Annotated in this window: 16 protein-coding genes and 2 tRNA genes; 9 read left to right on the forward strand and 9 right to left on the reverse strand. The window is 45.4% G+C overall.

The window, feature by feature from the left end; genetic code table 11:
• Nucleotides 1-200: 200 nt before the first annotated feature.
• Nucleotides 201-2,645 (forward strand): collagenase, encoded by a 2,445-nt coding sequence (locus R7R78_RS01020; protein WP_225472840.1) that lies wholly within the window; start codon nucleotides 201-203, stop codon nucleotides 2,643-2,645.
• A 160-nt stretch (nucleotides 2,646-2,805) separates the two neighbouring features.
• Here R7R78_RS01020 and R7R78_RS01025 read toward each other — a convergent pair whose 3' ends face one another.
• The 7 genes from R7R78_RS01025 to R7R78_RS01055 all read right to left on the reverse strand — a co-directional run bounded on the left by R7R78_RS01025 (nucleotide 2,806) and on the right by R7R78_RS01055 (nucleotide 11,586).
• The gene (locus R7R78_RS01025; RefSeq protein WP_225472841.1) at nucleotides 2,806-4,602 is read right to left on the reverse strand and encodes an aminopeptidase P family protein; all 1,797 of its coding nucleotides are present in this window, start codon (nucleotides 4,600-4,602) and stop codon (nucleotides 2,806-2,808) included.
• A complete protein-coding gene (locus R7R78_RS01030; RefSeq protein WP_053306923.1) occupies nucleotides 4,602-5,594 on the reverse strand; it encodes an ABC transporter ATP-binding protein in 993 nt (330 codons plus the stop codon). Before R7R78_RS01030 ends, R7R78_RS01025 begins: the two co-directional genes overlap by 1 nt.
• A 9-nt stretch (nucleotides 5,595-5,603) precedes the next feature.
• Nucleotides 5,604-6,587, reverse strand: a complete 984-nt coding sequence (locus R7R78_RS01035) for an ABC transporter ATP-binding protein (RefSeq protein ID WP_025766748.1) — start codon at nucleotides 6,585-6,587, stop codon at nucleotides 5,604-5,606.
• A 10-nt stretch (nucleotides 6,588-6,597) separates the two neighbouring features.
• Nucleotides 6,598-7,530 carry an ABC transporter permease subunit gene (locus R7R78_RS01040; protein ID WP_225472842.1) on the reverse strand — a complete coding sequence of 311 codons (933 nt, stop codon included), beginning with the start codon at nucleotides 7,528-7,530 and terminating at the stop codon, nucleotides 6,598-6,600.
• A 9-nt stretch (nucleotides 7,531-7,539) separates the two neighbouring features.
• Complete coding sequence (gene oppB / locus R7R78_RS01045; protein ID WP_005377838.1) at nucleotides 7,540-8,460, reverse strand: oligopeptide ABC transporter permease OppB; 921 nt, start codon at nucleotides 8,458-8,460, stop codon at nucleotides 7,540-7,542.
• 144 nt (nucleotides 8,461-8,604) lie between these two features.
• On the reverse strand, nucleotides 8,605-10,215 hold the full coding sequence (locus R7R78_RS01050) for a peptide ABC transporter substrate-binding protein (RefSeq protein ID WP_213876501.1): 1,611 nt from the start codon (nucleotides 10,213-10,215) through the stop codon (nucleotides 8,605-8,607).
• Nucleotides 10,216-10,479: 264 nt separating this feature from the next.
• Complete coding sequence (locus tag R7R78_RS01055; protein ID WP_225472844.1) at nucleotides 10,480-11,586, reverse strand: M20/M25/M40 family metallo-hydrolase; 1,107 nt, start codon at nucleotides 11,584-11,586, stop codon at nucleotides 10,480-10,482.
• Between the two features lie 538 nt (nucleotides 11,587-12,124).
• Here R7R78_RS01055 and hppD point away from each other — a divergent pair.
• The 8 genes from hppD to R7R78_RS01095 all read left to right on the forward strand — a co-directional run bounded on the left by hppD (nucleotide 12,125) and on the right by R7R78_RS01095 (nucleotide 17,737).
• Entirely contained in the window at nucleotides 12,125-13,198 is a 1,074-nt protein-coding gene (hppD, locus tag R7R78_RS01060; RefSeq protein ID WP_130546050.1) for a 4-hydroxyphenylpyruvate dioxygenase, read from the forward strand.
• Nucleotides 13,191-14,321 carry a homogentisate 1,2-dioxygenase gene (locus R7R78_RS01065; RefSeq protein WP_005388948.1) on the forward strand — a complete coding sequence of 377 codons (1,131 nt, stop codon included), beginning with the start codon at nucleotides 13,191-13,193 and terminating at the stop codon, nucleotides 14,319-14,321. The genes hppD and R7R78_RS01065 overlap by 8 nt, the downstream gene beginning before the upstream one ends.
• 9 nt (nucleotides 14,322-14,330) lie before the next feature.
• Nucleotides 14,331-15,368, forward strand: a complete 1,038-nt coding sequence (locus R7R78_RS01070; RefSeq protein WP_065646799.1) for a fumarylacetoacetate hydrolase family protein — start codon at nucleotides 14,331-14,333, stop codon at nucleotides 15,366-15,368.
• 21 nt (nucleotides 15,369-15,389) lie between these two features.
• A complete protein-coding gene (gene maiA, locus R7R78_RS01075) occupies nucleotides 15,390-16,058 on the forward strand; it encodes a maleylacetoacetate isomerase (RefSeq protein ID WP_225472845.1) in 669 nt (222 codons plus the stop codon).
• Nucleotides 16,059-16,253: 195 nt separating this feature from the next.
• Nucleotides 16,254-16,913 carry a DUF2726 domain-containing protein gene (locus tag R7R78_RS01080; RefSeq protein ID WP_047100684.1) on the forward strand — a complete coding sequence of 220 codons (660 nt, stop codon included), beginning with the start codon at nucleotides 16,254-16,256 and terminating at the stop codon, nucleotides 16,911-16,913.
• A gap of 119 nt (nucleotides 16,914-17,032) precedes the next feature.
• Nucleotides 17,033-17,371 (forward strand): hypothetical protein, encoded by a 339-nt coding sequence (locus R7R78_RS01085; protein ID WP_005377830.1) that lies wholly within the window; start codon nucleotides 17,033-17,035, stop codon nucleotides 17,369-17,371.
• Between the two features lie 179 nt (nucleotides 17,372-17,550).
• A tRNA-Val gene (locus R7R78_RS01090) sits at nucleotides 17,551-17,627 on the forward strand.
• Nucleotides 17,628-17,660: 33 nt separating this feature from the next.
• Nucleotides 17,661-17,737 (forward strand) — tRNA-Val (locus tag R7R78_RS01095).
• A gap of 258 nt (nucleotides 17,738-17,995) precedes the next feature.
• On the opposite strand, the gene R7R78_RS01100 is transcribed toward R7R78_RS01095, so the two are convergent.
• Complete coding sequence (locus R7R78_RS01100) at nucleotides 17,996-18,226, reverse strand: hypothetical protein (RefSeq protein WP_017820907.1); 231 nt, start codon at nucleotides 18,224-18,226, stop codon at nucleotides 17,996-17,998.
• 129 nt (nucleotides 18,227-18,355) lie between these two features.
• On the reverse strand, nucleotides 18,356-18,994 hold the full coding sequence (locus tag R7R78_RS01105) for a DJ-1/PfpI family protein (RefSeq protein WP_017820908.1): 639 nt from the start codon (nucleotides 18,992-18,994) through the stop codon (nucleotides 18,356-18,358).
• Between the last annotated feature and the right edge of the window lie 134 nt (nucleotides 18,995-19,128).

A 19,128-nucleotide genomic window follows, 5' to 3' on the forward strand; every position in this document is an offset into this window, starting at 1 on the left:
CTAAAGCAAATCGATTTCTGGCAAGCTCGTGCAACGGCAACTCGAGTACCAAAAACTGATACCGCCACATCTATTTGTTAACAAAATGTTTCTTCTTGTCTTGCGAGTAGATTATATGGAGATGCTCTTGCAGTAATAAGGGCAGTGGCGATGCAAAAGACGTAATGCATCTAAGGAAAACTCAATATAGAAGAAATTAGATGGAACTGAAGATTTTGAGTGTCGCGATTGCGACAACATTAACCAGCACTGGCGTATTTGCGTTAAGCGAGCCAGTTTCTCAAGTTACAGAGCAACATGCACATTCGGCTCATACACACGGTGTTGAATCCAATCGAGTTGAATACCAACCAACCGCAACTCTCCCTATTCAGCCCTCCAAGGCAACTCGAGTACAGTCACTTGAAAGCCTTGATGAGTCGAGCACTGCTTGTGATTTGGAAGCATTGGTTACCGAAAGCAGTAACCAATTGATCAGCGAAATTTTAAGTCAGGGCGCGACGTGCGTGAACCAGTTATTCTCTGCTGAAAGTCGGGTTCAGGAGTCGGTATTTAGCTCCGATCATATGTACAACATCGCTAAGCACACTACGACCTTGGCGAAGGGTTATATGGGTGGCGGGAGCGATGAACTAGAAACGTTGTTCTTATACTTACGCGCGGGTTATTACGCCGAGTTTTACAATGACAACATCTCATTTATTGAATGGGTCACACCAGCGGTGAAAGAATCCGTGGATGCGTTTGTTAATAACGCAAACTTCTATGAGAACAGCGACCGTCACGGCAAAGTGCTTAGTGAAGTCATCATCACTATGGATAGTGCGGGCTTGCAGCACGCGTACTTACCGCAAGTGACCCAGTGGCTTACACGTTGGAATGATCAATACGCCCAGCACTGGTATATGCGCAATGCGGTTAATGGTGTTTTCACTATTTTGTTTGGTGGGCAGTGGAACGAGCAATTTGTGCAAGTAATTGGTAACCAAACAGACCTTGCCAAAGCTTTAGGCGATTTTGCTCTGAGGGCGTCATCAATCGGTGCTGAAGATGAGTTTATGGCCGCGAATGCGGGGCGAGAGCTCGGGCGTCTGACCAAGTATACGGGTAACGCGAGTTCTGTTGTGAAGAGTCAGCTGAGTCGAATCTTTGAACAGTATGAAATGTATGGTCGGGGTGACTCGGTTTGGCTTGCGGCGGCGGACACCGCTTCATATTACGCAGATTGTAGTGAGTTCGGAATTTGTAATTTCGAAACTGAGCTAAAAGGCTTAGTGCTATCGCAAACTTATACTTGTAGTCCAACAATTCGAATATTGTCCCAGAATATGACACAAGAGCAACACGCGGCCGCATGTTCTAAAATGGGTTACGAAGAGGGTTACTTTCATCAGTCATTAGAAACGGGTGAACAACCAGTAAAAGATGACCACAATACTCAGCTCCAAGTCAATATCTTCGATTCAAGCACCGATTATGGTAAGTACGCAGGGCCAATTTTCGATATTAGTACTGACAATGGCGGTATGTACTTGGAGGGCGATCCTTCCCAGCCGGGGAATATTCCCAACTTTATTGCTTATGAAGCCTCTTATGCGAACGCGGATCACTTTGTCTGGAACTTAGAGCACGAATACGTGCATTACTTAGATGGTCGATTTGATCTCTATGGAGGGTTTAGTCATCCAACTGAAAAAATAGTGTGGTGGAGTGAAGGCATTGCAGAGTATGTCGCTCAAGAAAATGACAACCAAGCAGCACTTGAGACGATTCTAGACGGCTCGACATATACCTTAAGTGAGATTTTCGAGACTACTTATGATGGGTTTGATGTCGATCGAATTTATCGTTGGGGGTACTTAGCTGTACGTTTTATGTTTGAAAATCATAAAGATGACGTAAACCAAATGCTGGTGGAAACACGCCAGGGGAATTGGAGCAATTACAAAGCAACGATCACCCAATGGGCGAATTTATATCAAAGTGAGTTTGAGCAGTGGCAGCAAGCCCTTGTCTCAAATGGTGCACCTAATGCAGTCATAACCGCAAACAGTAAGGGGAAAGTCGGTGAAAGCATTACATTTAGCAGTGAAAACAGTACAGACCCAAACGGGAAGATCGTCAGCGTCTTATGGGACTTCGGTGATGGCTCGACAAGTACACAAACCAAGCCGACGCACCAATATGGGAGTGAAGGGGAGTATTCGGTCAGTCTAAGTGTGACAGACAGTGAAGGCTTGACGGCAACCGCCACTCATAGTGTTGTTATCTCAACGTTGAGCGGTAATGACACATTGCCACAAGACTGTGCGGTGCAAAGTAAAGTAAGCGGTGGACGCCTAACAGCAGGAGAGCCTGTTTGCTTGGCAAATCAACAAACCATTTGGCTGAGTGTGCCAGCGGTGAATGAGAGCTCAAATCTGGCGATAACGACGGGGAACGGTACGGGCAACCTAAAGCTTGAATACAGTAACTCCGGTTGGCCGGATGATACTAATCGTCACGGGTGGTCAGATAATATTGGTAATGGAGAGTGTATTACGTTGTCAAATCAGAGTAACTACTGGGGCTACGTTAAAGTCTCTGGTGACTTTGAGAATGCCGCCATCGTCGTTGATTTTGATGCTCAGAAGTGTCGTCAGTAGGGCATTTTAACTGCATCATTTTAATTTAATTGATCGCCTCGCTAACATTGCGGGGCGTTTTTGTTTTTTACGCCGTTATCTCTATAAAAAAACCAGCCCGAAGGCTGGCAAACAAGGAGTTTGAGATGAAAATGAAAACGTTATAAAACTTGCTGATATCCTATTTCTCAATAAGTTGGGTTGTGCGTTGAAGCCAGTTTTTATCTTGCGCATCAAGAAAAGGGCTAAGCGCTTGATAGACTCGTGAATGGTAATGATTGAGCCAGTCTAGCTCTGCTTGATCTAGCATTGATAAGTCAAGGGCGTTGGTCGCAATTGGAGCAAGAGTGATGGTCTCAAAACCGTAAAACGTGCCGAACTCATTTTGTTCTACCTCTACAACTTTAAGAATGTTCTCTATTCTTACCCCGTACTCACCTTCGCGATAAACGCCTGGCTCATTAGTAATGACCATACCCGGTTTTAGTTCAACCTCGTGGTGGCTTTGCGAGAAATTTTGTGGGCCTTCGTGAACATTCAAGCAAATGCCCACGCCGTGTCCAGTGCCGCACTTGTAATCAATACCATGTTGCCATAAGACGCCACGCGCCATGATATCAAGATTGGCACCCGTAGAGCCTTTCATGAATCGAGTCTGAGTCAGTCGGATGACCGCTTTGAGCACCAAGGTATAATCTTTGCGCTGCTTAATGGTCGGTGACCCGAAGTGGAAAGTACGGGTGATGTCTGTTGTCCCGCCAAGGTATTGGCCACCAGAATCGACGAGAAAGAAGTTGCTTTCATTGACTGCCGCATTGCTTTCTTCATCGGCGGCATAATGCATTTTTGCCCCGTGAGCTGCGAAGCCTGCGATAGTGCGGAAACTGTCACTCACATAATGTCGGGTTTGACGGCGATAGTGATTCAGTTGTGCCTCAGCAGACAATTCTGTAACGAGTCCGCTTGGAACTTGCTCTTCGAGCCAGTTCATAAACCTTACGATTGCCACACCATCATCTGTTAATGCCTGTTCTAGGCTAGTTAGCTCGGTCGCATTTTTTATGGCCTTCATTGCCGTTACAGGGCAAGCCATTGGCTTTAGATTCACATTCCCTTCAATCGAACTCACCAATAAGCTGTCTGTGTGGGTCGGGTTAAAAGCGAGCGATAATCCCTCACATTGCTGATTCAAATACTGACTTACGTAGTTGTAATGGCGAATGTGTACACTCTGCTCGGTCAGCGCTCTTTCAACGTCTTGAGGCAGTTTGGCTTTATCAATAAACAGTGTCGCAAGTGATTGCTCTACGACTAGATAGGCTTCAGAAACTGGGCAGTAATTCGTATCACCACCTCGAATATTCATTGTCCACATGACATCATCTAGCGTTGACACTAATAAGCTATCTACTTGGTTCTCGGTTAACCAAGAACGGATTCTCGCTAACTTATTTTCAGTGTCAACGCCAGCAAAAGCGGTGGGGTGCTCGAATACGGGTGCACTTGGGCGAGGTGGTCTTTCAAGCCAAATCGGTGTGAGTAAATCCAGGTTGACAATGATCTTAATGTTTTTCGTTTCAAAGGCTTGTTTGAGGCCTTGATAAAAAGCGTAACTGATGGCGCGCCCGTCAACCGCGACAATACTGTTTTCTGGGAGCGTGGTAGCCAGCCATTTGGCAATTGTCGGTGTTTCTAGTTGTTTGGCTTTAAACAGTTCAAGTCCTGTGCCGTGTAACTGTTCTTCAGCTTGAATATAGTAACGACCATCAGTCCACAGGCCACCACCTTGTTGGGTAATGACGACATCGCCTGCAGAACCGGTAAAACCTGAAATCCAGCTTCGCGCTAACCAATGATCCGCTGAGTATTCACTGTTATGTGGGTCATTGTTGGTCACGATATATGCAGACACGTTGTGAAAGGACATTGCCTCACGCAATAACGTAAGGCGTTGGTTTACTGAGTTAGTATTGTTCATTAAATGGTTCCTAAAGTCATATTTGAGCAATAGATATGATGCTGCTCCGAGCCTGTTTTTATTGGGTTCTGTTGCCCGCATACTTCTGTTGCTTCTGGGCATCGAGTACGAAAAACGCAACCGCTAGGTGGGTTAAGTGGAGAAGGAAGGTCGCCGGGCAATAGTTGTATTTCACGGTCACGTGCTAATTGCGGATTAGCTATCGGGACAGCAGATAACAGTGCTTTGGTGTAGGGGTGTTGTGCATCATCAAATACTTTATCGTAACGTCCTACTTCCATAGGTTTACCAAGATACATCACCATAACGCGGTCGCTGATGTGGCGCACCACGCTTAAGTCGTGCGCAATCATCACCAGTGTTAACCCCATTTCTTGTTTAAGATCATCTAGAAGATTGATGACCTGAGCTTGTATGGAGACGTCTAGCGCACTAACGGGTTCATCACACACGACCAAATCTGGATTGAGAATTAATGCTCTGGCAATGCCCACACGCTGGCATTGACCTCCGGAAAATTCATGTGGATAGCGGTTTCGCTGGCTCGCCAAGAGACCCACTTTATCCATCATAGCGATGACACGCTTTTCTACCTCTGCCCGTTTAAGTTGTGGCTCGTGGGTGAGCAGTGGTTCGGCGATGCATTCTGAGATGGTTAATCTCGGATTCAAACAAGCGGATGGGTCTTGAAACACCATCTGAAATTCTCTGCGTCGAGAGGAAAGCTCTTTTTTACTAAACCCGAGCATGTCTTGACCTTTCCAAGTCAACTCGCCATGTGTAGGTTCAATTAAGCGAAGTAAGGCGCGTGCAAGTGTTGATTTTCCGCAGCCTGATTCCCCCACAATGCCAAGTGTCTCACCTCGGTAAACATCTAAGTCGATACCATTGACCGCTTTCACGATTTTACGTCGACTTGGAATAAGATGACGCGACACAGGAAAGTGGACGTTTAAATCACGAGCAGACATGAGGACTTCTTTTTTATTCATAACGCCTCCTTAAGCTTTTATTTGAATAGGAGTGATAACACTGGGTGCTTTAACGTGACAGGCAATGGACTGGCTCGTGTTCAATGGGGAAAAACGCGGGGTTTCGTATTGGCAACGCGTCTCTCGATGCTCGCACCGCTCTCTAAACGGACACCCTTGATGGTTAATCAACGCACTTGGTGGGTTACCTGGGATGGTTGGTAAACGTGGCATATCTTCAGTGATAGAAGGAATAGCCTTTAGCAGGCCTTGAGTATAGGGGTGAGCAGGTTGAGCGAACAATGTCTCGGTATCGGATTGCTCCATTTTTTGACCACCATACATGACCAATACGCGATCACACATCTCGGCGACGACGCCCATATCGTGAGTGATCAGTAAAATTGCGGTGTTGAACTCTTGTTGTAAGTCTCGTAATAGCGTCAAAATTTGAGCCTGAACGGTTACATCTAATGCGGTGGTTGGTTCGTCGGCAATTAACAACTCGGGCTTACACAACAACGCCATCGCTATCATGATTCGCTGACGCATTCCGCCAGATAGCTCGTGAGGGTATTGATTCATCCGAGTTTCGGGAGAGGGAATACGCACCGCATCTAACATGTGAATCGATTCAATTTTTGCTTGTTTTCGGCTCATTCCTTTATGAATCATGAGAACTTCACAAAGCTGCTTGCCAATTTTCATGAATGGATTAAGTGACGTCATCGGATCTTGAAAGATCATTCCGATTTTCTCTGCACGGATGCGGTTGAGCTGCTTTTTAGACATCGCGAGTAAATCATCACCGTGGAACATCGCGCTGCCAGACACGGCGCCGTTGTCCGCGGTTAACCCCATTAATGCGAAAACAGACTGGCTTTTTCCCGAACCTGATTCCCCAACAATCCCAAGAGTTTCGCCCGCTTTAATCGAGTAGGAGAGATTACTGACCGCTTGCACTTGCCCATCTGGCGTATCGAAGCGCACGTTCATGTTTTCAATAGATAGCATGGGTTTGTCCTTATCGGTCTTTCGGGTCAAGAGCATCACGCAAGCCATCGCCGATGAAGTTAAAACAAAAGAGGGTCGCAACTAAAAACAGAGAGGGAAAAAGCAGCATCCAAAATGCAACGTCAATCGTTTTTGCGCCTTCGGAAATTAGGATTCCCCAGCTCGTGTCGGGTGGTTGAACACCAAGCCCTAAGAAGCTCAAAAACGATTCGAACATAATGAATCCTGGTACCATTAAGGAGGAATAAACCATCACGATCCCAAGCACATTAGGCAGAACATGGCGTCGGACAATTGTTAATTTAGAAACCCCAATAGAGTGTGCGGCTTCGATGAACTCTCGCTTTTTTAGACCGAAGGTGACACCACGTACAACACGGGCAATGCCCAGCCAAGATACCATTCCGATCACGATAAAAATCAGGTAGATGTTGTTGCCAAAAAGGGTAACAAACAGGATAACCATAAACATAAATGGCACCGAATCGAGCACCTCAATAATGCGCATCATTACGCTATCTACAACGCCGCCAAGATAGCCGGAAATACTTCCCCAAATCGTACCAATAACAACGGCGACTAAGGCCCCGACAAAGCCCACCAAAATAGAGAGCCTGCCACCTTGCATCGTGCGAGCGAAAACATCTTGCCCGAGATCATCGGTACCAAAGTAATGGCCACTGCTCAGTGAAGGTTTCCCTAGCTCGTATGGATCGATGAGCACTTCCCAGTCAATTTCATCATGGCCAAAAGCGGCAAGAGAGGGGCCGAAGGTGATGCATAAGGTAATGAACGCCAAAACATACACTGATGTCATCGCGGCTCTGTTTTTACGAAATCGAGTCCATGCATCCTGCCAAAGACTGCGACCTTCGACGGCTTCAATATTGTCGACGACTTGATCTTGAAGAGCTTGTGTATCCAGTTTTTTGATCGTTAACATGCCGGACTCCTAAACGCGTATACGAGGGTCGATAATCGTATATAGCAAGTCGACCACAAGGTTAAAGAAGATAGTGAGTGAAGCGACAATCAGAGTAATGCCCATTACTAGGCCGTAGTCGCGGTTGAGAGCCCCAGACACAAAGTGTTGTCCCATGCCACCCGTACCAAAGAAAATGTCGATAATTACCGAGCCTGTCACGACAGACACAAACGCAGGGCCGAGCATCGCAACGACGGGAATCAGGGATGGTCGCAAAGCGTGATGGAATAAAATGTAGGTTGTGGACAAACCTTTGGCCTTTGCCGTTCGAATGTATGGTTGGTTGAGTGTTTCAATCATTGCGCCACGCATGACGCGTGCAATACTCGCAATGGAGCCAATCGCCAGGCTGAGCACGGGAAGAACAAGAAAAGCCAGCTTTCCTCCTTCCCAACCACCAGCAGGGAACCAGCCGAGCTGAATAGCGAAGATCATGACTAAAACTGGAGCAAGAACGAAGGCCGGCACCACAACTCCAGTCATCGAAAGTGTCATCAGGCCGTAATCTAGGCGGCTATTTCGGTTCAATGCCGCAATGGTGCCAAGCAACATGCCAAGTGGAACGGAAATACAAAAGGAGAGTACGCCTAATACTGCTGAAACTGGCCATGATTGTGCGACGAGCTGTGTAACACTGAAGTCTTGATAAACGAAGCTCGGACCGAGATCTCCTTGTATGAAATTACCAATGTAAATCCAAAACTGAGTAAGGAAGGGCTGGTCCAAATGGAATTTTGCTTCGATATTCGCACGTACCACCTCTGGCATAGGCCGTTCCATATCAAATGGCCCCCCTGGTGCAATGTGCATCAGCCAAAATGATACGAGTGCGATGAATAGAAGCGTGGGGATAGCGATAGCTAATCGCTTAACAATGTACCAAATCATGATCCATCATCCTTTGGTCATCCGAAATCACTTCGAACGGTTATGAATAAAAAATGGTCTGAGCTCAGGTTGCCTTCTCCACCGAGAGATATGAGGAACGGCAAGTAAACATTGAACTTGCCGACTCAGACCGAAAACATGCTTTTAGTGGGCTTTTACATAGACATTCTTGCGGTAGTACGACGACTCAGGGTTTGTCAGTTCGTAGCCGCCCACGTAAGGCTTGATGAGGTATTGATCGTTACCCGGACGATAAATAGGAATAATGGCCATGTCTTCAATCAGCATGCTTTCTGCTTGTAGATACAGTTCTGATGGGTTGCTCATGGTCTTTGAGCGAGCCATTAACTCGTCGTATTGCGGGTTGTTATAACGAGAATCGTTGTACTCGCCACTAGAAACGAAGATATCCAACCATGTAGAGGCTTCATTGTAGTCAGCCGTCCAGCCGCCGCGAGTAATGTCGGTCGGCTCTTTAAGTGCGTAGAACACTTTCGGTTCTAGCTGTTTTATCGTGACTTGCGCACCCAATCGGCTTTTCCACATGCCTGCCATGGTGGTTGCCATTTTTACGTCCATCGAGAAAGTTGGTACGGTAAACGTCAACTTAAGCGGATTGCTTTTATCGTATCCAGCTTCTGACAGTAATTGCTGCGCTTTTTCGATACGTTTATGACGGTTCCAAGTTGCGAACTCAGGAGTGTGAGATTTAAAACCATCTGTTTGAGGTGGCACAAGGGTATACATTGGAACCCCACCGTTTCTCAAGATAGCACTCGTTAACAGTTGACGGTCAATGGCATATGAGAGGGCTTTACGGACCCGCACGTCTTTTGTTGGTCCTTGTTGAGTGTTGAGGTAATAGAATGTGGAGCCAAGAGACGCACTGGTGCTTGCCACTTCTTGTGGGCGTTGTTGAATTAACTTTTTCTTCTGAGCGGCAGGAATGGAAACCGCTTGGTCTATCTCACCGGCTAGGTAGCGGTTTAGCACTACGTTTGCATCACCAATTGGTAGCCAGGTGACTTTTTCCAGCACTACATTGCTTGCGTCCCAGTAATGTGGGTTTTTAACCATCACCAGTTTTTCGTTAACTTTCCATTCAGAGACAGTAAACGCACCATTTGTAACGATATGCTCAGGCTGGGTCCAACGGTTGCCATGTTTTTCAACGGTCGCTTTGTGAACGGGGGCAAGCACTGGATGACTTAATAGTTTCGTAAAGAAGGGAATAGGCTCTTCGAGTGTTACCTGGAATGTTTTTTCATCCAGCGCCTTCACGCCCAAGGACTCGGGTTCGGCTTCGCCCTTCATAATCGCTTGCGAGTTTTCGATATTTGGAATGGCCGCAAACCAAGCGTAGGGTGAAGCAGTGCTTGGATTCAGTAAGCGTTGCCAGCTGTAGACAAAATCTTGTGCAGTGACCGTTTCGCCATTTGACCATTTTGCATCACGTAAGTGGAAAGTATAAACCGTATTGTTGTCATTGACTGACCAAGACTCAGCAACACCAGGAATGGTTTTACCTTGCTTATCTTGAATGACCAGACCTTCAAACAGGTCTCGACCGAGATTAAAAGCGGGCTCTGCGGCTTGCTTGGCTGGGTCAATAGAAGTAACTTCAGCTCCATTGTTTAGCGTAATTTCTTGTATCTCATCGAGGGTCACACCTGCGGGATACGGTGCGGCATAGCTTGATGTTGCCAGTATTGGACTCATCATCGACGCTAATAAAAGCAACTTAGGTAATTTCATCCTTGTCTCACTCTTTTCATCCTGAAAGATGTCAAAAATGTATATTGTATAAATTGTCTACACAATCGAGTTTTAACATTACTGTAACAGGGTGTCAGGTGTTGAGCTGTCTGGTCTCAAAAAGTGAGCTAGGGGAATTTCTTTGAAGATCTGATATCAAGTTGGCATGACGGGAAGTAATTTTGCTTCGATACAAATTAAAATCCCCTTCAAGCACAGGCTAGAAGGGGAAGATAGTCAGTCTGCTCTTCAAAAGGCATGACGTTAACTGACTAGGAAATGTTTCACGAACTCAGTGATTTTGACCATATCACTTACCGCGATAAACTCTTCTGTCGTGTGTACTTTTGCCATGCCAGTTGAAAGATTGACCGTTGTGAGACCTTTCTTGTTAAAGTTGTTGGCATCGCTACCGCCGCCAGTGCCTTTTGTGAAGGCGTCAATTCCCAACTCTGAAAACGCTGCTTTTATAGCGTTTACGTGCGGGTGGTTTTCTTCAATAACAAAAGCGTCGTAGGCTCGGCTAGATTCAATGTCGACTTCTGCACCGTGTTTTTCACAGACAGACTCTAATGTTGAGATCATATGATTGACCTGAGCATCTAGTTTATCGCCATTCAGGGAGCGTGCTTCTGCCACGATTTTTAATTCAGGCATAACAATGTTTGTGGCCTGACCGCCATTCACTATACCGATGTTGGCTGTCGTTTCTTCGTCGATGCGAAGCAGCTTCATTTGGTTGATGGCATCTGCCGCCACCATGATCGCACTGATGCCTTCTTCTGGCGCAAGCCCTGCATGTGCTGGTCGACCTTTGATTGTTGCCACGATTTTTTGCTGGCCTGGGGCTGCGGTCACAATAGTGCCAATAGGACCACCCGTATCTAACACGACTGCTTCCGTTGAAGTGACGTGTGACATATCGAAGTATTGTGAACCGAATAAACCGCCTTCTTCATACACGGTGAAAGCAAGTTCTAACGTTTTGTGCTCACGGTTTTCCGCTTGAATACAACGAACGGCTTCCATGATAGCAGCAATACCAGATTTATCATCGCCACCAAGAATCGTATTGCCTTTTGAACGGATAACACCGTCTTCGATGATTGGCTCAATGCCAATGCCTGGAGTGACCGTATCCATATGACAGCTCATTAGGATAGAGCCGTCTTTTTTGCCGTCTAAACGGGCGTATAGGTTAAAGCCGTTAGAAATGTGCTTAGGCACTGGAAGCTTGTGCACGGTGAAGCCTAGGTCGCCTAGCTGCTCTGCCAGTGTTTCTGCAATTTGTTTTTCGTTTGTTGATTCGCTATCGATACGTACCAGTTGGCAAAAATGTTCAACTAAGCGTTCTTGATTAATGTGTGTCATTAGATGTCTCTTTTTCTGATCGAGCGTGAAGCCTTGTGGCTCGGCTCGATAGGGAACAGAGCACCACTTATGGCATAGTTACTTTTGAATAAAACTGAGGTGAATCAATAAAGGGGTATCCATGACACGATTCTGACCGATGAGTCCTTCGAACTGTATGAAGCGTCACGAAACATTACTTTCGATGTTTTGTAGGACCAAATGAATGAAGCAGATAGAAATAGGGGGCAATAGGCTTTCTATCCCTCTTTTACTTTTAAGCTACGTTGCCAAGATAAAATGCCAAAGTAACAACTTGTTTACATTTTTCATGTTGGCGTAAAGCCGAAAATATCAATCTAATATATTGAAAATAAGCAATTTGTTTGATGTTTACGAAAGTGGGTTCGATGTGCTCTCTGTGTGTAACATATATTTTACAATTATGCGTAAAAATCGCCAAGATAAAGATTTCTCCCCACGTATTCCAATTTCTCAAGACCTGCGCCAAGTTAGAAAAATAAGTCCAAACAAAAGCTACTGAGACAAGGAGAAAGTCATGGTTGATGCATATAACCCATTAGGAACAGACGGATTTGAGTTTGTTGAATATACCGCTGCTGACAACAAAGGCATTCAACAGCTTAAAGATCTGTTTATATCGTTAGGTTTTGCGGAGATTGCAAAGCATCGCTCAAAAGAAGCGTGGTTATATCGACAAGGTGACATTAGCTTTATTGTGAATGCGCAGCCGCATAGCCAAGCTGAGGGATTCGCCAAAGTTCACGGTCCGTCGGTTTGTGGCATGGCATTTCGTGTGAAAGACGCCACCGTTGCTCTGGCGCATGCGTTAGAGAATGGCGGTAAAGAATATAAAACGGAAATTGGGCCGATGGAGCTAAGCATTCCTGCTATTTATGGCATCGGTGAAAGCTTGCTTTATTTTGTCGATCGTTATGGAAAGCAGAGCATCTATGATGTCGATTTTCGTTTTTATAATGATGCTGATGAGCGTTTATCAAAAGCGAATGTTGGTCTTTACGAAATCGACCACTTAACGCACAACGTTAAGCAAGGCAACATGGATGTCTGGTCTGGTTTCTATGAGCGCATTGGTAATTTCCGCGAAATTCGTTATTTCGATATCGAAGGTAAGCTGACTGGTCTTGTCAGCCGTGCGATGACCGCACCTTGCGGCAAAATCCGAATTCCTATCAATGAGTCGTCAGATGATAAATCACAGATTGAAGAGTTTATCCGTGAATACAATGGCGAAGGTATTCAACACATCGCATTGACCACTGACGACATCTACGAAACGGTCAAAACCTTGCGTGAGCGAGGCATGGACTTTATGCCAACGCCAGATACTTATTACGAGAAAGTCGATCAGCGTGTTGAAGGTCACGGTGAAGATGTAAGCAAGCTTCGTGATTTGCAGATTCTTATTGATGGTGCACCAACGAAAGATGGCATCTTGCTACAAATCTTTACTCAAACCGTTATCGGCCCTGTGTTCTTCGAAATCATCCAACGTAAAGGCAATGAAGGCTTTGGCGAGGGTAACTTCAAAGCGTTGTTTGAATCGATAGAAGAAGACCAAATTCGTCGAGGAGTATTGAGCGATGCATAAATGGATCACATTCCCTCACCGGGAGGGAGTGTGCTCTAAACAAGCGCATGCTGACTTCCCGGAAGAGGCAATTTATGAACGTGAGGCAGGTCGAAGTGGCTTCTTCGGCCCCGCAACACATTTTCATCATCAACATGCCCCAACGGGGTGGTCTGAGTGGGAGGGAGAGCTACGTCCACGAGCGTTCGATTTTAATCTAGTCGAGAAAGCCAGCCATATTACCCCGTGGGCAGTCCCGCATCTATTACACAACGCGAATTGTAAAGTTCGTGTTTGGCGTATGGATGAAAAAATGGACTTCTTGGTGAGAAATGCAGATGGCGACGAACTGCTATTCATCCACCAAGGTACGGCAGATCTCTACTGTGATTATGGTCATTTGAAAGTGAGCGAAGGGGATTATGTCATGATCCCGCGCTCAACGAGCTGGCGTTTAGAACCAAGCGAGCCGATGTTCATTCTGATGATTGAAAACACCGATGCGGCTTATACATTGCCCGAAAAAGGCATGGTTGGAAACCACGCGGTGTTTGATCCAGCGGTTTTAGAAACGCCGTCGATCAACGATCAGTTCCGTGCTCAATATTCTGAGAATCAAACACAGGTTCAGGTGAAACGCCACGATAAAGTCAGTGTTATCACTTACCCATTCAACCCGTTGGATGCGATTGGGTGGCATGGTGATTTGGCGGTAGTAAAAGTGAACTGGCGTGATATTCGTCCACTTATGTCACATCGTTACCATTTACCGCCTTCTGCACATACTACATTTGTAGGAGCAGGATTTGTGGTGTGTACCTTCGTTCCTCGCCCAATTGAAAGTGATCCTGGAGCGCTCAAAGTACCGTTCTACCACAACAATGACGATTATGACGAAGTCTTGTTCTACCATGCAGGTGATTTTTTCAGCCGTGACAACATTGAAGCAGGCATGGTGACATTCCATCCAGCAGGATTTACGCATGGTCCTCACCCGAAAGCATTCAAAGCAGGGCGAGAGCATAAGAAGACTTTCACCGACGAAGTTGCGGTCATGATTGATACGCGTCACGCACTTCAGTTTTCGGATGAGCTGGAAAAAGTAGAAAACAAAGAATACGTCTATAGCTGGCAAGAGAAGTAAGAGGCAAGGATGAAATTAGCAACCAAGAAAAATGGCACTCGTGACGGTTTGTTGATGGTCGTGAGCAAAGACTTAACGCGCTGCGTACCAGCGACAGAAATTTTCCACCCCATGAACTTAGCACCGACGATGCAGGTGGCACTTGATAACTGGGATACGCTAGCACCGCAACTGGAAGAGCTATACGTTGCACTGAACAATGGCACGGTTGCAGGGTATGAAGAGTTTGAAGCGCACTACTGCGAGTCGCCGCTTCCTCGCGCTTATCAGTGGGCTGATGGCAGTGCTTACGTAAACCACGTTGAGTTGGTTCGAAAAGCTCGCGGCGCTGAAATGCCAGAGAGTTTTTGGACGGATCCGTTGATGTACCAAGGAGGCTCTGATGCCTTTATTGGTCCTTGTGACAACATCGAGTTTGCGAGTGATGAATGGGGTATTGATTTCGAAGGTGAAGTGGCTGTGGTAACTGGTGACGTACCAATGGGCGCGAGTGTTGCAGAGGCTCAGGAGTCGATTCGTTTGATCATGCTGGTGAATGATGTCTCACTGCGTGGGCTAATTCCCGCAGAATTAGCTAAAGGGTTTGGTTTTTTCCAATCTAAACCTTCTTCTGCGTTTTCTCCTGTGGCAGTAACACCTGACGAACTAGGCGATGCGTGGTACGAAAACAAAGTGCATTTACCATTGGTCTCGACCTACAACCACAAGCCGTTTGGTCGCCCGAATGCAGGTATCGATATGACGTTTGATTTCGCAGACTTAATTGTTCACGCGACTAAAACGCGCCCGCTATCTGCTGGGGCGATTATAGGCTCAGGTACGGTATCCAACAAGCAGGGAACGGAACATGGCACTTCTATTGAAGAAGGTGGCGTTGGCTATTCATGTATCGCGGAAGTTCGCATGATTGAAACCATTCGTGATGGTAAACCGTCGACTAACTTCATGTCGTTTGGCGACTCAATCAAACTGGAAATGTTCGATGCGGATGGCAACAACATCTTTGGCTCGATTGACCAACAAGTTAGCCAATATCTCAAGCATTAAGAGCGCCAGTTGGGAGACGATATGAGCGATAGCATGGTTTTGTACGGATATTGGCGGTCTTCAGCGGCGTATCGTGTGCGTATTTGTTTGAATCTTAAAGAGCTATTGTATGATTCAAAATCGGTACACTTGGTGCGCAATGGTGGCGAACAACACAGTGACGAGTACCATGATTTAAACGCTTCTGAACTGGTTCCTTTGCTGGTGGATGGGGAGGTTCAGTTAACCCAGTCACTGGCGATCATTCAATACTTAGAAGAACACTACCCGAATGTCACTGTGATCCCCGAGCAAACGCCGCTTCGATACCAAGCGCTAGCTTTGGCTCAGGATATTGCAATGGAGATTCATCCCCTGAATAACTTAAGAGTTCTACAGTATTTAGAGGGGGAGTTAGCTTGCGAGCCAGAGCGCAAAGTAGCTTGGATTCATCACTGGATCCACAAAGGTTTTACAGCATTAGAAGAGAAACTTCAGATGCATCGTAAACTAAATGGTGATTGCAAGTTTAGCCTGACAAGCTCGCCATCTATTGTCGATATTTGTCTGGTACCACAATTTTATAACGCACAACGCTTTGGTGTAGATACCTCTCTTTATCCAACCATTAACGCTGTTGTGCAGTCATGCAATCAACTGCCAGCTTTTATTGATGCGATGCCAGAGAATCAGCCAGACGCTAATAGTTGATTCTTAGCATACATAATGTATTAACAAAATTTAAACGAGCCAATCCAAGTGTGTGATTGGCTCGTTTTTATTGGTGAGCAAAATTTTCTGTTTCTCGCTATCGTCGTGGCGCCTCAAAATTGCGAGGTTTTGTTGCTCTGCATAACATTTCCATTTACGCTTTGAGCAACAAGTTGTTTTGGATGCACTTTATTTATGACCAACATTTTTATCATTGTTGTTCTTCTGGTTTTATTCTTCTTTGTTATTCAAAAGTACGTGATTAAGCACGATGACACGCGTGATTATCCTTATCGCTCGAAAGGCCCTCTGCTCAGAGGTCAAGAGGGTGCGTTCTATAATGCGTTAAGAGCGGCGGTAGGGGAGCATGCCGTAGTATTCGCGAAAGTAAACATGTCCAGTTTGGTTACGCCAAAAGAAATCAAAAATAAGAAGCAGTTTTTTGTCGCGAACAATCGTATATCTCGAAGCTATTTTGATTACGTTATTTGTGACCCAAGGACACTAGAGCCGCGCGTTATCGTTGAATTGGATAATGGGCAGGAGCTAAACAAGGGTAAGATAGAAAGACAAAAGTTATTGATTCATGTTTGTAAGACGGCCAACCTGCCTTTAATTGGCGCCTCGGTAAAGCACAGTTATCAAGTTGGGCGATTACGTCGTTTGCTTGCGGCACACATTGATTTGATTGAGCCCGATAAAGAAGTGCGTTTTTGTAAAAAATGCGGCAGTCCGATGATCATTAAAACCGCAAGCCAAGGTGAGTTCAAAGGGAGACGTTTCTTTACTTGTAGCCGTCAGCCGAATTGTACATACACCGAAAATTATAACGTTGTGTTTGAGGCGGACGATTAAACACGACAATTAACCAGCAGAAACAAGGGGCTTTGATTAGAGATGATCAAAGCCTTTTTTGTATCTGTCCTCAAGGCAAGACCTATACTTTGAAAAAGAGTGCAGAATAGGGCAGCCATATGCGATACGGATGGATTTTGTCAGCATTGTTCATCGCATCTAATGTTAGTGCGATACCTAATTTGAAACCACTGGAGTGTGAATTGACAGAGACACCCCAAGATCATTTCTTGTTTTACCGAGAGCAAATGGTTTACCACAGTGAGCAGTTTGTCATATTTCAAAACTTCAAAGGCAGGGTGAGCACTCAAGTGGACGTCAAAACAGGAGAGTTGATTCGTACAACCTATATCGGCGAACCATTTAAACCTAAATATCAGATTTTGTTCGGCACTTGCCCTAAGGTATCGCAAACCTTACAGATTTGGATGCTCAGTGAAGTGCCTTACGACAATTAAGTGAGATAATAAAAGTTATATAGATCACACTTTTAAACCCTGCAGGCTCAGTCCTTGTCGATAAAATCATCTGAAAACGCGTGTTGAGTTTACATTTTCGCCAAACGGTTCAAAGTTGGTAAATTTGTGCTTGCACCGTCGTTCGCTTATAGCTAATATCCTCGTCGTTCCAGAGAAATGCGTCCGTAGCTCAGCTGGTTAGAGTATCGCCTTGACATGGCGGGGGTCGGTGGTTCGAGTCCACTCGGACGCACCATTCTGAATTGAATGGTTAGGAACATAAAAATTTGGGTCCGTAGCTCAGTTGGTTAGAGTACTACCTTGACATGGTAGGGGTCGGCGATTCGAGTTCGCCCGGACCCACCAAATTTTAAAAAAGCCCACCTTTTGGTGGGCTTTTTTGTGTCTGTAATTCATTGATACTCAAATAAAACTACTTCTTTTCTTGTCCCTTGTTTTTGCTCTGCGTTAGCCCCTTGTTAAAGATAAAAGCGCACTACCTGATCCGCAACACAACCTCAAAACCCTAAATGCAATGCATAAGGTGTATACGCTTCAAACCCACTAGAGCCGTCTATAAATCATGTTGCGTGCCACTAGCCGTGGCATTAGAGACAATGACTATTAATCTAAATTATCTGGCGTGTGAAGATTGGTGCCGCATATTGTACATTTGTAGTCACCAGTCGCTTCGCCTTCCATTAATGAGCTAATTATTGCTGCAAATAGACCTGAGAAGAAACCTTTAGCTTTTTTCTCGGTCTTTTCCTGCGCTTTAGAGAAGCTTTCGTACCGATGCAGCGTTACTTCTTTACAATTACAGCAAAACGCTCTTGTCTCTTCAGAACCGTACATTTTTACCAATTGATTTACTCCCTGTAAGTTAATTTCCCCAAGTGGCGTTATGTTCAAGGGTAAGTCACACAAGACTGATGTGTGACTTACCCTAAACACTAAAACTAACGTAATGTAAAACACCACATGTTATGAATGATTATTTAACGCCTTGTTATCCGAGCTTGCTAACTCTGCTGATTGAATAGTTGTGGCAATAAGTTCTTCAAACAGCTCTAATTGCCCAGCAGGTATCAATTGATTTTGTATAGCTTTTCGTTTGTTTGAGTCAAATAGCCGCTCTGTTAACCAACCAATTAGATACATCAGTGAAAGACAGCCACCGGCCGTCGCTACATTACCGTCTATCACGAGAGGCAGATCCTGAACATCTCCTCCCATACTTTGTAGAACAGCCTTTGCATCTGGGTTTGTTGTTAATCGCTTGCCTTTTAGTAAACCGAGTTCATGGAGGATGAATGATCCCGCACAAATCGAACCTATTAGCTGCCTATTTGGATCAAGATTCAACGCTGACATAAATTCAGCATCTTTTAAAGCGGCTGGAATACCCTGTTTGCCGCTTGTAATAAGAACGACATCTTGATTCGTCACCTCAGAAAGGTGTCCGTCTGTTTTAACTTTCATACCGAGGTGGGAATGATGTTCAGATTTAGTTCCAAGTATACTTACTGTCCAACTGTCGGTTGTGCGCCCCAGCAAGTCATACATAAGAAAGAAATCGACATCCGTGAAATCATCAAATAAAACAACGCCGATTTTATACATAACATTTATCCTTTTGGACTTACTCGTAAGTCGCAAAATGTGTAGTAGGAGGGGAGGGGCATTCAATACGCAAGCTTCTACTGAGCACCTTAAACACCAAAGGCGGTGCAAACTAACAATGCCATGTGTGCCAA

This window comes from Vibrio sp. 2134-1 (assembly GCF_033339495.1).